Genomic DNA, 14040 nt, shown 5'->3' with positions numbered 1-14040 from the left:
AGTGCACCGCGTCCTCAGTGCACGGCGTCCGAGAGCCGGACGAACCGGTGACCGGCCGCGAGCAGCTCGGGAAGGGCGCGGGCCAGGCCCTCGGCCGTGCCGCCCACGGGGTGGTTCATATGGCCGATGACGATCGACCCGGCGGTCGCCGTGAGCGCGGCGCGGTGCACCTGGGCGGGGGTGAACGTCGCCCCGGCGTCGGCGTTGACGCCGAAACCGGCGAACCGCTCCCCCAGTTCGGCGACGATGCGCGCCGCGACGTCGTCGCAGTACGCGGTGCCGGAGCGGAAGAACCGCGGCGGATGTCCGAGCAGGGCGGTGAGCTTGTCCCGGTTCCCGGCGACCTCGTCGAAGACCTCCCCCGCGTCGCGCGTCCCGGCGATGCCGTACGCGGACCGGCCGGACACCGACAGCGGCCGGTGGCGCGTGCCGTGATTGGCGATCTCGAAGAGCGGATCGCTCGCGAGCTGTTCGAAGTGGCCGCGGTTGGCGTCGATCCAGCGCGCGTTGAGGAAGAGCGTCGCGGGCATCTTGCGCACCCGCAGCAGGTCGATCAGCTCCCGGTCGTAGCCGCCGCCACCCGGTCCCCCGCACGCGTCGAAGGTCAGCGCAATCGCCCGTCCGGCGGAGGACGGCAGCTTGGTGACCACCCCGGGAGCGGTGAAACCCCAGCAGGTGGGGGCCAGCCGGCCGTAGCGGGCGACGGTCGCGGCCCGGGTCGCCCGGTGGCCCGCCGCCGTGGGCGAGGGCGTCACGGGGGGCGGCGTTCGGGCCGCACCGGGACCCGGGCCCGGCGGAGGCGGCGTGGACGGCGGGTCCGGCGACAGCTGGGCGGGGGCCGGCGAGGAGGCGCAGCCCGCCAGAAATCCGCCCGCCACGGCTGTGAAGACCACCCGGCGACCCAGCGACATCCGTTCCCCCGCACATGATCCACAACGCGCTTGTCCGGCCACTGCCAGCCAATTCTGATGACCATACGATGTGACCGGCGCTGTGGCGGCGGAAGATCCCGGAGCCGGAGTGTCGGCGCGGCGACTGGACACCTGGCGCCCGGTTTACGGAACTTTCGCCCCCCGGAGCGCGTCCAGTAGACCGGAGGAGATGATCTCCGCGGCACGACACGGTGGTACGAAGCGGTACGGGAACGGAGCTCTTGGTGTACATCGGCCTTCTGACAGCCGTCGCGGCATCGGCCTGCTACGGCACGGGGTCGGTCCTGCAGGCCGTGGGATCACGCAGGTCCGCCCGGCGCGAGGCGGCGGCCGCCTCCACCACGGGCACCACCCAGCACGGCGGACCGAGCCTGTCCTCCACCGCCAAGGCCGCCGTGACATGGGAGTTCATGCTCGGCACGGTGCTCGACTTCATCGGCTTCGCGCTCGGGGCGCTGGCGGCGCGGCTGCTGCCGCTGTTCCTCTCGCAGACGGTGATCAGCGCCAACCTGGTGATCACCGCGGTGCTGAGCATCAAGATGCTCGGCATCCGGCTGAGCCGTCCCGAGTGGCTCTCCATCGGCGTCGTCTGCTCGGCCCTGGTGCTGCTGGCCACGGCCGCGGGCCCCGAGGGCAGCGGCCACACCCCGCGCGCCACCCACTGGTGGCTGCTGGTGGCCGCCGTGACGATCATCGGGGCCGGCAGCCTGCTGGTGCGCCGCCTCGGCGCACGCGGCGCCATCCTGGCCGGTCTGCTGTCCGGGCTGGGCTTCGGCGCCCTCGGCGTCGGCGTGCGGGTACTGGACGGCGTGGACCCGTTCGACCTCCCGACGCTGCTGGCGGACCCCGCCCTGTACGCGATCCTGGTCGCCGGCATCGGCGGCATGTACCTGCACACGGTGGCCCTGCAGATCGGCTCGATCAACGGCGCCACCGCCGCGTTGGTGGTCGGCGAGACCGTGGTCCCGGGCATCCTCGGCGTGGTCTGGCTCGGCGACACCTCCCGTGAGGGGTTCGGCTGGATGGCGGGCGTCGGCTTCGTCCTGGCCGTGGCGGGCGCGGTGGCGGTCGCCTGGTACGGACAGCCGGAGGGCGCCGAAGCAGCGGAGCCGGCGGCCGCGCTCACCCCCACCGGAAGCTGACACGACAGCGGAGGGGGATGCGCGGGCGCGCGTCGGCTGGGCGTAGCGTCGCGTGGGTTGAGCACGGAAAGAGAAGAGGGACCCGCCATGGGTGAACTGATCCTGGTCCGGCACGGCGAGACCGAGTGGAGCGCGTCGGGGCAGCACACCAGCTACACCGACCTGCCGCTCACGGCCCGGGGCGAGGAGCAGGCGCGCGGTCTGGCACCCCTGCTGGCGAAGTTCAGGATCTCGCTCGCCCTCACCAGCCCGCTGACGCGCGCGGTGCACACCGCCGAGCTCGCGGGCCTCGGCAACGCCGAGCAGGATCCCGACATGCACGAGTGGGACTACGGCGGCTACGAGGGCATCAGCACGAACGAGATCCACCGGACGCGGCCGGAGTGGAACCTGTGGACCGACGGCGTGCCCCCCGGCGCTCCCGGGCACCCCGGCGAGCTGCCGGAGGAGGTCGGCGCGCGCGCCGACCGGGTGCTCGCCCGGGTGGACGAGGCATTCCGCGACTTCGGGGACGACGGCGACATCGTCCTGGTGGCCCACGCCCACTTCCTGCGGGTCCTGACCGCCCGTCGGCTGGGACTCCCCCCGGCGGCCGGCGCCCTGTTCCAGCTGGCCACCGGGACCACCAGCCGGATCGGCACCGAGCACGGCCATCCGGTTCTCGTATCGTGGAACCGCATGCCCTGACCGCCGCCGGGCAACCATCCCCGGTGGGCCGGACGGCACCGGGACACGCCGGGTCATCGGCATGTCGCCCTCTGTGCACGAGGACCCGCACCCCCGACACTGAGGCGAAGCACTCACTAGGGAGCGGGTATGACGGTGACAGCCGACCGGCAGGTATCCCGCCTCACCTCGCCGTGGGTACGCGGCGTCGCCGCGGCCGCGGCGGGCGCGCTGCCCGCGCTGGCCTTCCCCGCGCCTTCGCTGTGGTGGCTGGCGTACGTGGCCCTGGTGCCGTGGATCCTGCTCGCGCGCTCCGCGCCGACCGGCCGCCGCGCCGCGCTCGACGGCTGGCTCGGCGGCGCCGGCTTCATGCTGGCCGTGCACAACTGGCTGTTGCCCAGCCTCAACGTCTTCCTCGTCGTGCTGGCCCTGCTGCTCGGGGCCCTGTGGGCGCCGTGGGGGTGGCTGCTGCGGCGGACGCTGGGCGGGCAGCCCGGCCCGCGGCGGCTGGCCGCCGCCCTGGTGCTGGCCCCGTGCGGATGGCTGATGGTCGAGCTGGTGCGCTCCTGGCAGTACCTGGGCGGACCGTGGGGGCTGTTGGGAGCCAGCCAGTGGCAGGTCGCTCCGGCGCTGCGGCTGGCGTCGGTCGGCGGCGTCTGGCTGATCACCGTGCTGGTCGTGACGGTGAACACGGCGGTGGCGGCGCTGATCGCGGTGCCCGCCGCACGCGCCCCGGCCGTCGCCGCGCTGGCCGCCACGGCGGTCGGCGCGACCGCCGTGTGGCTGGTCGCGCCGGTACCGGACCGGGACGGGACGGTACGGATCGCGGTGGTGCAGCCGGGGGTGATCGAGGGGGCGCAGGCGCGGTTCGACCGCGAGGAGGAGCTGACCCGCACGCTGGCCGGGCAGCGGGTGGACCTGGTGGTGTGGGGCGAGAGCAGCGTCGGCTTCGACCTGTCGTCCCGTCCCGACCTCGCCAACCGGCTCGCCGCACTCGCCCGCGAGGTCGACGCGGACGTCCTGGTGAACGTGGACGCGGTCCGGGCCGACGGGCGCGGTATCTCCAAGACGTCGGTGCTGGTCGGAGCGGACGGCGTCACCGGCGAGAGCTACGACAAGATGCGTCTGGTGCCGTTCGGCGAGTACATCCCGTTCCGCTCGGTACTGGGCTGGGCCACATCCGTCGGCAAGGCGGCCGGCGAGGACCGCCGGCGCGGCGACCACCAGGTGGTCATGACGGCCGGGCAGCTGCGCCTCGGGCCGCTGGTGTGCTTCGAGTCCGCCTTCCCCGACATGAGCCGGCATCTGGCGGACGCCGGGGCCCAGTTGCTGGTGGCGCAGTCGTCCACCTCGTCGTTCCAGGGCAGTTGGGCGCCGCCGCAGCACGCCTCGCTCGCCGCGCTGCGGGCCGCGGAGACCTGGCGTCCGATGGTGCACGCCACCCTGACCGGGGTGAGCGCGGTCTACGACGCCCAGGGGCGGCCGGTGGGCTCCTGGCTGGGCACCAGCGCCGGCACGGCGGCGGTCTACCAGGTGCCTCTGTCGGAGGGCAGCAGCCCGTACGCCCGGTTCGGCGACTGGGTGCCGCACCTCGCGCTGGTGTTCGTCCTGCTGGCCCTGGGGTACGAGGTCACGTTGCGCGTCAGGCGGACTGCTCGGCCACCGCGGTGACGATCTGCTCGCACAGTTCGTGAGTGCGCAGCGCGTCCTGGGCGTCGAGCAGCTTGCCGCTGCGCACCGCGTCCAGGAAGGCCAGGATGATCTGCTCGATGCCGCGCTGGCGGGCGACCGGAACCCAGTCGCCGCGGCGGCGCACGGTCGGCTGGCCCTTGTGGTCGATGACTTCGGCGAGGTTGACGACCTGGCGCTTGGTGTCGTCGCCGCTCACTTCGAGGATCTCCTCGGTGGAGCCGCTCATGCGGTTCATCGTGCCGATGGCGCTGAATCCGGCGCCGGACAGCTGCAGGACGATGTGGTGCAGCAGCCCGTCGACGACCTTGGCGCGGACGTCGGTGTGCTGGATGGGGCCGGGCGCGAGATAGCGCAGCGTGTCGACGACGTGGATGAAGTCGTCGAACACCACGGAGCGGGGTTCCTCGGCGAGCCCGACCCGGTTCTTCTGCATCAGGATCAGGTCGCGCGGGTGGTCCGCGCACTGGGCGTAGCCCGGCGCGTAACGGCGGTTGAAGCCGGCCATCAGGCTGACGCGGCGCTGCTCGGCGAGGTTCACGAGGTGCCGCGCGCCGGCGAGGTCGGGAGCGAACGGCTTGTCGACATAGGCCGGGACGCCGGCTTCGATCAGCGCTTCGGTGATCTCGACGTGCCGGTCGGTGGGCGCGTGCACGAAGGCGGCGTCGAGCCCCTGTCCGATCAGGGCGTCCAGGCTGGTGTGCCGGTGCGGCAGCCGGTGGGTGTCACCGACCCGGTCCAGGGTGGCGGGGGTCCGGGTGTGCAGGTGCACTTCGAGCCCCGGCTGGGCGGCGAGCACCGGCAGGTACGCCTTCTGGGCGATGTCGCCGAGGCCGATCACCCCGATTTTCAGGGGGGCGTTGCCGGATCCCATGAACCTCTCCCGTTCTGCTGCTACCGCTCCTACCGCGCCTGTCGCCGCTGCCGCGCCCGTGGGGCCCGCGTCGCCGCGGCGACAGGTCTGACGTGTTCTGGCAGCATACGGGGCCTGCCGGAGCCGTCGGCCGGCGGTGTCACTCCGCGTCACTCCTGCGGGGAATACCCAACGGTGCCGCCGACCGGCAGAGTTGCCCGAATGCGTCATTTAGCAGCAGTAGTGCTCATTGCGGCGGCCTCGGCCGTCACCGGGTGTACGACGGTGGCCCAGCAGCCCGCCCCCACTCCCTCGTCGGCGCCGGCCCTGCCGGTCTTCCCGCTCCCGCTCCCGCAGGACCGGACGGTCGTCCGGCAGCCGGACCATCAGTCGCTCGCGACCGTACCGGCGGAACCGGCCTCCGACCCGGAGACCTCCGCCGCGACGGCGCCGCCGGAGCCCGTTCGGCGCCACCACCGGGCGCACCACCCGGCGGCGGCCCGGCGCGATCCCGGGCCCGTCGGCAAGGCCGCTGCGCACCCCCGCCCGGCCGCGTCACTGCCCGGCGGGGCGGGGGTCTGCGCGCTGGGCGAGACCTACGGCGGCTGGGCCAAGGACAGCGACGCCTCCCGTATCTGTCACGAGTCCTACGGCCGGTGACCGCAGGCGCCGACCTTCAGCTCCATCGGTGACCGGAGCCTTGCAGCCTCAGCTCCATCCGGCCGATGGCGGCCCGCAGGCCGTCGCCGTAGTCGTCGTCACCCAGCGCCCCCGAGGCGCTTCTGGCCCGGACGAGGTGGTTGCGGGCCAGCTCCTGCTCTCCCACCTTCAGGTAGTCGGCGGCGAGGTTCAGGTGCAGCGACGGATAGATGCCCCGTACGGCGAGGGATTGGTGAGGGCGGCCCGTGCGTTCGTCGGAGAGACCCTCCGCCGCTCGCAGGGCCCGCAGGTCCCACTCCAGTTCGTCCTCGGGATCGTCCTGGGTGTCGGCCATGAAGTGCGCGAGCGTGCAGCGGTGGAGGGGATCGCCGTCCTCGCCGATCTCCTCCCACAGGTCACCGAACCGGGTCCTCGCCTCTTCACGGTCGCCGCCGTGCAGCAGCATCATGACCTGGCCGATCCGCGTCATGACCGCGTCTTGGCCGACGCCCCAACCCTGTTCCTGATCCGTCACTGCCGCCTCCTGCGCCCCATTCCCGCTGATCCTGATGACGCTAGCCGCAGGGTCCCGCAAACCCGGTCAGGCGCGGACACCGAGGTCGGGGACGCGCCAGTCGATCGGCTCGTGGCCCTGTGCCTTGACCGCCTCGTCGATCTGCGTGAAGGGCCGGCTGCCGAGGAAGAGCTTCGCGGAGAGCGGTGAGGGATGCGCGCCCTGGATGACCGTGTGCCGCTCCGTGTCGATCAGCGGGAGCTTCTTCTTGGCGTAGTTGCCCCACAGCACGAAGACCGCCGGATCCGACCGGTCGGAGACGGCCTTGATGACCGCGTCGGTGACCTTCTCCCAGCCCTTGCTCTTGTGCGAGTTCGCCTCGCCCTCGCGCACTGTCAGCACCGCGTTGAGCAGCAGGACGCCCTGCTCGGCCCACGGCATCAAGTAGCCGTTGTCCGGTACCGGGTGGCCGAGTTCCTCCTGCATCTCCTTGAAGATGTTCCGCAGCGACGGCGGCGTCCTGACGCCCGGCCGCACCGAGAAGCACAGCCCGTGCCCCTGCCCCTCGCCGTGGTACGGGTCCTGGCCGAGGATCAGCACCTTCACCTTGTCGAAGGGCGTGGCCTCCAGAGCCGCGAAGACCTCGTCCCGGGGCGGGAAGATCCTGTGCGTGGCCCGCTCGGCCTCCACGAAGTCGGTGAGCTGCTTGAAGTACGGCTTGTCCAACTCCTCGCCGAGGACGTCCTGCCAGGAGTCGGGCAGCATGCTGGGCACGTCAGGAACCTCCGGTACGCGATCCGTTACTGGACTCAGAACGTACCGGGAGCCACTGACAACGCCCTCCCCGGGTGCTCGACGCGACCGCCGGTGACGCGAGCGGAAACGGCTGAGCCGGGCCCGGGCCGAAGCCCGGACCCGGCTCGCTCGCGAGGCTCAGGCGACGCCCGCGTGCAGGAACAACCCGCCGTCCACGACGAGGGTCTGGCCGGTGATCCACCCGGCCTGGTCGGAGAGGAGGAAGGCGGCGGCGCCGCCGATGTCCTCCGGGACGCCCAGCCGCTTGAGCGGGTAGCCCGCGGCGGCCTCCTCCTCGCGGCCCTCGTAGAGCGCCGCGGCGAACTTCGTCTTGACCACCGCCGGGGCGATGGCGTTCACCCGCACGCCCGGCGCCATCTCGGCGGCGAGCTGGATCGTCAGGTTGACCATGGCGGCCTTGCTGATGCCGTAGGCGCCGATGAAGGGCGACGGGGCGAGACCGGCGACCGAGGCGATGTTGACGATCGCCCCGCCGTTCTCCTTCTGCCAGGCCTTCCAGGTCTGCTGGGCGAAGCCGAGCGCGGAGATCACATTGGTCTCGAAGACCTTGCGCGCGACGTTCAGGTCGAGTTCGGCGATCGGGCCGAAGACCGGGTTCGTACCGGCGTTGTTCGCCAGGAAGTCGACGCGGCCGAACGCCTCCATGGTGCGTTCGACGGCGACGGCCTGGTGGGCCTCGTCGTGCGCCTTGCCGGCCACGCCGATCACCCGGTCGGCGCCGAGCTTCTCGACGGCCTCCTTGAGCGCGTCCTCGTTGCGGCCGGTGATGCAGACGCGGTCGCCGCGGGCCACGAGGGCCTCGGCGATGCCGTAGCCGATGCCGCGGCTGGCGCCGGTGACGAGGGCGACCTTGCCGCTGTCGGTGCGAATCTCACGTGTCATGGTGCTCAGATCTCCGATGCGCGTCAGTTGAGCGGGCCGCCGGCCACGTACAGGACCTGGCCGGAGACGAAGCCGGCCTGCTCACCGGTGAAGAAGGCGATCGCGTTGGCGATGTCGTCCGGGTTGCCGACCCGCTGGACGGGGATCTGGGTCGCGGCGGCGGCCTGGAACTCCTCGAAGCCCATGCCGATCCGGGCGGCCGTCGCGGCGGTCATGTCGGTGACGATGAAGCCGGGGGCCACGGCGTTGGCGGTGACGCCGAACTTGCCGAGCTCGAAGGCCAGCGTCTTGGTGAAGCCCTGCAGACCGGCCTTGGCGGCCGAGTAGTTGACCTGGCCGCGGTTGCCGAGCGCGGAGCTCGACGACAGGTTGACGATCCGGCCGAACTTGGCCGCCACCATGTGCTTCTGCACCGCGCGGGACATCAGGAAGGCGCCCCGCAGGTGCACGTTCATGACGGTGTCCCAGTCGGTCACGCTCATCTTGAACAGCAGGTTGTCGCGGAGCACACCCGCGTTGTTCACCAGGATGGTCGGCGCGCCCAGCTCCTCGGCGACGCGGGCCACCGCCGCCTCGACCTGCGCCTCGTCCGACACGTCGCAGCCGACCGCGAGCGCCCTGCCGCCGTCGGCGGTGATCTGCTCGACGGTCTCCTTGCAGGCACCCTCGTCGAGGTCGAGTACGGCGACGGCGCGGCCCTCGGCCGCCAGCCGCTTGGCGGTGGCGGCGCCGATCCCGCGCGCGGCCCCGGTCACGATCGCGACGCGCTGCTCGGTCGTGGACATGCAGTCTCCTTGCCCTCAGATGCGGTGCCGCCCGGAATCCCGCACGGACTCCACACTGAGCAACCGCTTAGTAGGTTAGATGTCGAAACCGTAGGAGGCCTGTGACCCGCTGTCAACGGAACCCCTCACGAGTGTGTTTCAGCGCACCAGGAGACCCAGCAGCCGGTCCACCTCGGCCTCGGGGTCCGCGGTGAGCCCGGTGTGGATCGGACCGGGCTGCACGACCGTGCTGCGCGGCGCCGTGAGCCAGCGAAAACGCCGTCCCGGGTCGTCGCCGGCCGCCTGTCCGGCCTGCTCCCCGCCCTCGCACACACCTTCGTACCCGCGCAGCGCGGCGCGCACCCCTTCGACGTCCACGCCCTCGTCGAGACAGCGCAGCCGCGCCTCGTCGAGGTGGATCCGCGCCCCGACGAACGACTTCGCGCGGCAGTAGACCAGCACCCCCGCGTTGATCATCTCGCCGCGCTCGATCCGCGGTACGACGCGCACCAGCGCGTACTCGAACACATCCCGGCCACTGTCCCGGTATCCGGTCACTTCGCGGCCTTCCCGTCCACCCAGGTGCGCAGCCAGGTCGGCGCTTCCTGCTTCTGCTTCTGCCCCGCCACCAGGATGATCCGCTCGTGCACGGAGACCGCGCGGGCGAGCAGCACCCGCTCGTACGCCCTGCGCACCTCGTCGGGACCGTCGAAGCCGGGCTCCTCGGCCAGCCACTCGTCGGGAACCAGCGCAGTGACCTCCCGCAGCAGCTCCTCAGTGACCTTCGGCGCCAGCTCGGCCGCGGCGGCCGCCGGGTCGGGCGAGAAGCGGGACAGCGCGTGGTCGGCGGCGTCGAACGGCTTCGCCGACGCCTGCTCGGCGGTCTTCCAGTTGTGGTGCCAGATCAGCGAGGCGCCGTGGTCGATGAGCCAGAGGTCCTGGTGCCAGATCAGCAGGTTGGGGTTGCGCCAGGACCGGTCCACGTTGCCGATCAGGGCGTCGAACCAGACGATGCGGCCGGCCTCGACCGGGTCGATCTCGAAGACCAGCGGGTCGAATCCGAGCGAGCCCGGCAGGAAGTCCATCCCCAGGTTGAGTCCGCCGCTGGCCTTGAGCAGGTCCTGGATCTCCGCATCGGGCTCGCCGAGCCCGATCACCGGATCGAACTGGAACCGGACGAGTTCGGGGACGCGCAACCCCAGCCGGCGGGCCAGCTCGCCCGCCACGATCTCGGCGACCAGCGCCTTGCGGCCCTGCGCCGCGCCGGTGAACTTCACGACGTACGTGCCGAGGTCGTCGGCCTCGACCACCCCCGGCACCGAGCCGCCCTCGCGCAAGGGCGTCACGTAGCGGATCCCTGTTACCTCTGTGAGCATCGCACCAGGCTACTTGCGCGGCGCCGGGCGACCGCGACCACGACCACGACCGGCGATCAATCGGGTACCGGGGCCGTGCTTCGGCTGTCAGTGTCTGCCCATGAACTCCTCCATGACCATGCCCGAGGACACCGCCTCGTCCAACACGCCTGAAGACGCAGCCGCATTCCCCGGCCAGATCGCCCGCACCCAGCGCTTCTCGCTCGGCGTCCCGCGCGCCTTCACCGTCTCCCCGGACGGCGCGCGGGTGCTGTTCCTGCGGACCCGGGGCGGCGAGGACCGCAACAGCTGCCTGTGGCTGTGGCAGGACGGAACGGAGTCACTGCTCGCCGGACCCGAGCTGCTGGACGCCGGGGCGGGCGACGTTCCCGAGGCGGAGCGGATCCGGCGCGAGCGGGCCCGGGAGCGCGCGAACGGCGTCGTCGGGTACGCCACCGACGCGGCCGTACGCACCGCCGTCTTCGCCCTCGACGGGCGCCTCTGGGTGGTGGGCACCGACGGCTCCGCGCCGCGCCCGGTGCCCACCGCGGGACCCGTCGTCGATCCGCGCCCGGACCCGGCGGGTCGGTACGTCGCCTATGTGACCGGCGGGGCGCTGCACGTGGTCGACCTGACGGACGGCACCGACCGGCGGCTGGCCGAGCCGGAGGGTCCGACGGAAGCGGAGGTCACCTACGGGCTGGCGGAGCACGTCGCGGCGGAGTCGATGGACCGCCACCGGGGCTTCTGGTGGGCGCCGGACGGCACCCGTCTGCTGGTGGCCCGGGTGGACACCGCCCCCGTGCGGCGCTGGTTCCTGTCCGACCCGGCGCAGCCGCAGCTGCCGCCCCGTGAGATCGCCTATCCCGCCGCGGGCACCGCCAACGCGGACGTCACGCTGTGGGTCGTGGGACTCGACGGCCGGCGCACCGAGGTCGGCTGGGACCGGGACGCCTTCGAGTACCTGGCCGCCGCGCTGTGGGACGCGCACGGTCCGCTGATCACCCTGCAGAGCCGCGACCAGCGGAACCTCGACGTCTTCGAGGTCGACCCGGACACCGGCCGGACGGCGCACGTGCATCTGCGCCGGGACCGGCACTGGGTGGAACTGGTCCCCGGCACTCCGGCGCGCCTGGCCTGCGGGTCCCCGGTGCTGAGCCGCGAGCGTGCCGGCACCAGGGAACTGCGGGTCCACGGCGCGAGCACCCCGCCGGGCCTCCAGCTCCACGGGGTGCTGGGCATCGACGGCCAACGGGTGCTGTTCCGTGCGAGCGAGGAGCCCACCGAGGTGCACGTCTGGCGCTACGACCCGGACGGCGGCTTCGTGCGGCTCTCCGACGGCCCCGGGGTGCACACGGCCGCGTTCGGCGGACCGGTCGTCGTCCTGCACAGCCACACCATGGACGGCCACACGGTGACGGTGCTGCGCGACGGCGAGCCGGCCGGCCACATCGCCTCGCTCGCCGCGACGCCCCGTCTGACACCCCGGGTCAGCTGGCTCCGGTCCGGCGAGCGTGAGGTGCGCACCGCGCTGCTGCTGCCGACGGGTCATGTGCCCGGTTCGCGGAAACTGCCGGTACTGCTGGCGCCGTACAGCGGTCCGGGGCTGCAGCTGGTGACCCGGGCCAGGCACTGGTGGCTGTGCGAGGCGCAGTGGTTCGCCGAGGCCGGATTCGCGGTGGTGGTCGCGGACGGCCGCGGCACCCCGGGGCGGGGTCCGGCCTGGGAGAAGGCGATCCACGGCAACACCCTGGATCCGGTGATCGAGGACCAGGTCGCCGCGCTGCACGCGGCGGCCGAGCACTGCCGGCGGCCGGGTTCCGGCCCGGGCGCCGGGGTGGAGCTGGATCTGGACCGGGTCGCCATCCGCGGCTGGTCCTACGGCGGCTCGCTGGCGGCCGCCGCCGTCATGCGCAGGCCGGATGTCTTCCACGCGGCCGTGGCGGGCGCGCCGGTCACCGATCAGCGGCTCTACGACACGCACTGGAAGGAGCGGTTCCTCGGCCATCCGGACGAGGAGCCGGAGAACTACCGCCGCTCGTCGCCGATCGGGGACGCCGCCGCGCTGCGCCGTCCCCTGCTGCTGGTGCACGGCCTGGCGGACGACAACGCCGTGGTCGCGCACACCCTGCGGCTGTCGGCGGCGCTGCTCGCTGCGGGCCGCCCGCACCAGGTGCTGCCGCTGTCGGGGACGTCCCACATGCCGACCGACGAGACCACCGTCGCGAATCTGCTGCGACACCAGCTGGAATTCCTTCGGACGGCTTTGAACGCGCCGGAGGATCTCTGCGTATGACCGGGCGGGCGCGGCATCACGCCCACCGGGTGGCCTCTCCTGCGCCACCCGGCTCCTCCGACCGACAGGAAGTGCCACATGACCGACACCTCCGGTATTCCCGCGGCTCCGACCCGCCGCACGATGGTCGCCGCGGCGGGCGGCGTGGGTCTCATCGCCGCTCTGACCGCGTGCGGCGGATCGGACACGAAGGCCAGTGACACCCCGACGGGCACGACCCCGGCGCAGTCCTCGGCCCCGGGCGGCTCCCCGGCGACGGCCCCCACCACCCCGGGCGCGGACGGCGGTGAGGCCCTGGCCAAGACCTCGGACATCCCGGTGGGCGGTGGAAAGATCTTCGCGGACCAGAAGGTGGTCGTCACCCAGCCGACCGCCGGTGACTTCAAGGCGTTCTCCGCGGTGTGCACGCACCAGGGCTGTGCGGTGAGCGAGGTGGCGGACGGCACCATCAACTGCCCGTGCCACGGCAGCAAGTTCAAAATCGCGGACGGCAGCGTCGCGAACGGCCCCGCGACCAAGCCGCTGGCCGCCGCCAAGGTCACCGTCGCCGGCAGCTCGTTGCAGCTGGGCTGACCGCAGCGGGCAGGGCCGAGCCGGACGGCGGTGGTGCCGTTTGCCGTTGTCGTGCTGCCGCGGCCACTTCGGCTGCGGCAGCATGGCTGTACGGCTACGGCTTTCCGGCTCGCTGCCCCTGCCGCTTCCAGCAGGCGAGGATGTCGTCGGTCGCGCTGACCGTGGAGACGAGCGCGAGGGTGTGGCGGACGACGGCCTCGGTGTACTCGCGGGGCACCCCAGCGATGGCGTCGGCGGGAACCACGACCTGGTACCCCAGGTTGACGGCGTCAAAGACGGCATTGGGGATCGCGATGTTCGCGGAGACCCCGGTGACGATCAGGGTGCGGCAGCCCAGGTTGCGCAGCAGGGCGTCCACGTCGGTTCCGGCGATCGGCGACAGCCCGTGCAGCCGCCGTACGACCAGGTCGCTGTCGGCGAGCGGGATCCCGTCGGCGAGCCGGACGGCGGGCGTGCCGGACAGTTGCTGCACGGGCAGCCGCCCGGCGGCACGGAAGAGCCGCGCGTTGTGGTTGGCGCCGCGCCCGTCCGGGCGGCGTTCGGCGATGGCGTGCAGGACGGCGGCGCCCACCTCGTGGGCGCCGCCGACAAGCCGTGCCACATTGCCCAGTGCCCCGGAATCCCGGGCCTCCGCGGCGAGTTCCGGCAGCGCGCTGTCCGCTCCGACGACGCCGCGCTGGCACTCCACGGTCAGTACGGCGGTGACCGCCGGGTCCAGCAGTTCCACAAGCCGGTCGCTCGGCGCCATGACTGCCCCTTCGTACGACGGACATCGACGGACTACAACGGAGTACGGACGATGACGAGGGCTGACAGTAATTGACGGATCGTCAGGTAGGAAGAGGCGTACCCTCGCGAGGCGGCGCGAGCGGGACGTTCCCGCGGGCCACCACTGGACGGCCGGGCCGCCGTCCCCCAT

Annotated in this window: 15 protein-coding genes; 6 read left to right on the top strand and 9 right to left on the bottom strand. The window is 72.5% G+C overall.

Going from position 1 to position 14040, the window contains the following annotated elements; all coding sequences use genetic code 11:
• Positions 1 to 14: 14 nt before the first annotated feature.
• Positions 15 to 755 carry a polysaccharide deacetylase family protein gene (locus AC07DC_RS37660; protein ID WP_478919226.1) on the bottom strand — a complete coding sequence of 247 codons (741 nt, stop codon included), beginning with the start codon at positions 753 to 755 and terminating at the stop codon, positions 15 to 17.
• 401 nt (positions 756 to 1156) lie between these two features.
• Here AC07DC_RS37660 and AC07DC_RS37655 point away from each other — a divergent pair, with 401 nt between their 5' ends.
• The 3 genes from AC07DC_RS37655 (at position 1157) to lnt (ending at position 4411) form a co-directional block, all read left to right on the top strand.
• Positions 1157 to 2074, top strand: coding sequence for a hypothetical protein (locus AC07DC_RS37655; RefSeq protein ID WP_478919225.1), 918 nt, complete (start codon positions 1157 to 1159; stop codon positions 2072 to 2074).
• 87 nt (positions 2075 to 2161) lie between these two features.
• Complete coding sequence (locus tag AC07DC_RS37650; RefSeq protein WP_478919224.1) at positions 2162 to 2761, top strand: histidine phosphatase family protein; 600 nt, start codon at positions 2162 to 2164, stop codon at positions 2759 to 2761.
• 129 nt (positions 2762 to 2890) lie between these two features.
• On the top strand, positions 2891 to 4411 hold the full coding sequence (lnt, locus tag AC07DC_RS37645) for an apolipoprotein N-acyltransferase (protein ID WP_478919222.1): 1521 nt from the start codon (positions 2891 to 2893) through the stop codon (positions 4409 to 4411).
• Here lnt and AC07DC_RS37640 read toward each other — a convergent pair.
• On the bottom strand, positions 4383 to 5282 hold the full coding sequence (locus AC07DC_RS37640) for a Gfo/Idh/MocA family protein (protein WP_478919292.1): 900 nt from the start codon (positions 5280 to 5282) through the stop codon (positions 4383 to 4385). The two genes, lnt and AC07DC_RS37640, sit on opposite strands and share 29 nt — an antisense overlap.
• A 222-nt stretch (positions 5283 to 5504) precedes the next feature.
• On the opposite strand from AC07DC_RS37640, the gene AC07DC_RS37635 reads away from it, so the two are divergent.
• The gene (locus AC07DC_RS37635) at positions 5505 to 5942 is read left to right on the top strand and encodes a hypothetical protein (RefSeq protein WP_478919221.1); all 438 of its coding nucleotides are present in this window, start codon (positions 5505 to 5507) and stop codon (positions 5940 to 5942) included.
• Positions 5943 to 5958: 16 nt separating this feature from the next.
• Here AC07DC_RS37635 and AC07DC_RS37630 read toward each other — a convergent pair whose 3' ends face one another.
• The 6 genes from AC07DC_RS37630 to AC07DC_RS37605 form a co-directional block, all read right to left on the bottom strand.
• Positions 5959 to 6411 carry a hypothetical protein gene (locus AC07DC_RS37630; protein WP_478919291.1) on the bottom strand — a complete coding sequence of 151 codons (453 nt, stop codon included), beginning with the start codon at positions 6409 to 6411 and terminating at the stop codon, positions 5959 to 5961.
• A 111-nt stretch (positions 6412 to 6522) separates the two neighbouring features.
• Positions 6523 to 7200, bottom strand: a complete 678-nt coding sequence (gene ung, locus AC07DC_RS37625) for a uracil-DNA glycosylase (protein ID WP_478919290.1) — start codon at positions 7198 to 7200, stop codon at positions 6523 to 6525.
• Positions 7201 to 7368: 168 nt separating this feature from the next.
• Positions 7369 to 8133 (bottom strand): SDR family oxidoreductase, encoded by a 765-nt coding sequence (locus AC07DC_RS37620; RefSeq protein ID WP_478919220.1) that lies wholly within the window; start codon positions 8131 to 8133, stop codon positions 7369 to 7371.
• A gap of 23 nt (positions 8134 to 8156) precedes the next feature.
• Positions 8157 to 8918, bottom strand: coding sequence for a 3-oxoacyl-ACP reductase FabG (gene fabG, locus AC07DC_RS37615; protein ID WP_478919218.1), 762 nt, complete (start codon positions 8916 to 8918; stop codon positions 8157 to 8159).
• A 138-nt stretch (positions 8919 to 9056) separates the two neighbouring features.
• Entirely contained in the window at positions 9057 to 9455 is a 399-nt protein-coding gene (locus AC07DC_RS37610) for a DUF3037 domain-containing protein (protein ID WP_478919217.1), read from the bottom strand.
• Entirely contained in the window at positions 9452 to 10273 is an 822-nt protein-coding gene (locus AC07DC_RS37605; RefSeq protein WP_478919215.1) for a HipA family kinase, read from the bottom strand. The genes AC07DC_RS37610 and AC07DC_RS37605 overlap by 4 nt, the downstream gene beginning before the upstream one ends.
• 100 nt (positions 10274 to 10373) lie before the next feature.
• On the opposite strand from AC07DC_RS37605, the gene AC07DC_RS37600 reads away from it, so the two are divergent.
• Together AC07DC_RS37600 and AC07DC_RS37595 are read left to right on the top strand one after the other, a co-directional pair.
• Positions 10374 to 12548, top strand: coding sequence for a prolyl oligopeptidase family serine peptidase (locus AC07DC_RS37600; RefSeq protein WP_478919214.1), 2175 nt, complete (start codon positions 10374 to 10376; stop codon positions 12546 to 12548).
• Between the two features lie 78 nt (positions 12549 to 12626).
• The gene (locus tag AC07DC_RS37595; RefSeq protein WP_478919212.1) at positions 12627 to 13121 is read left to right on the top strand and encodes a Rieske (2Fe-2S) protein; all 495 of its coding nucleotides are present in this window, start codon (positions 12627 to 12629) and stop codon (positions 13119 to 13121) included.
• Between the two features lie 94 nt (positions 13122 to 13215).
• On the opposite strand, the gene AC07DC_RS37590 is transcribed toward AC07DC_RS37595, so the two are convergent.
• Positions 13216 to 13869: a cysteine hydrolase family protein gene (locus AC07DC_RS37590; RefSeq protein ID WP_478919210.1), complete on the bottom strand. Its 654-nt coding sequence runs from the start codon at positions 13867 to 13869 to the stop codon at positions 13216 to 13218.
• Positions 13870 to 14040: the final 171 nt, after the last annotated feature.

The organism is Streptomyces sp. NPDC045021, assembly GCF_056432645.1.
Note: the sequence above shows the minus strand (reverse complement) of the source record. Positions and strands in the feature narration are given on the sequence as shown.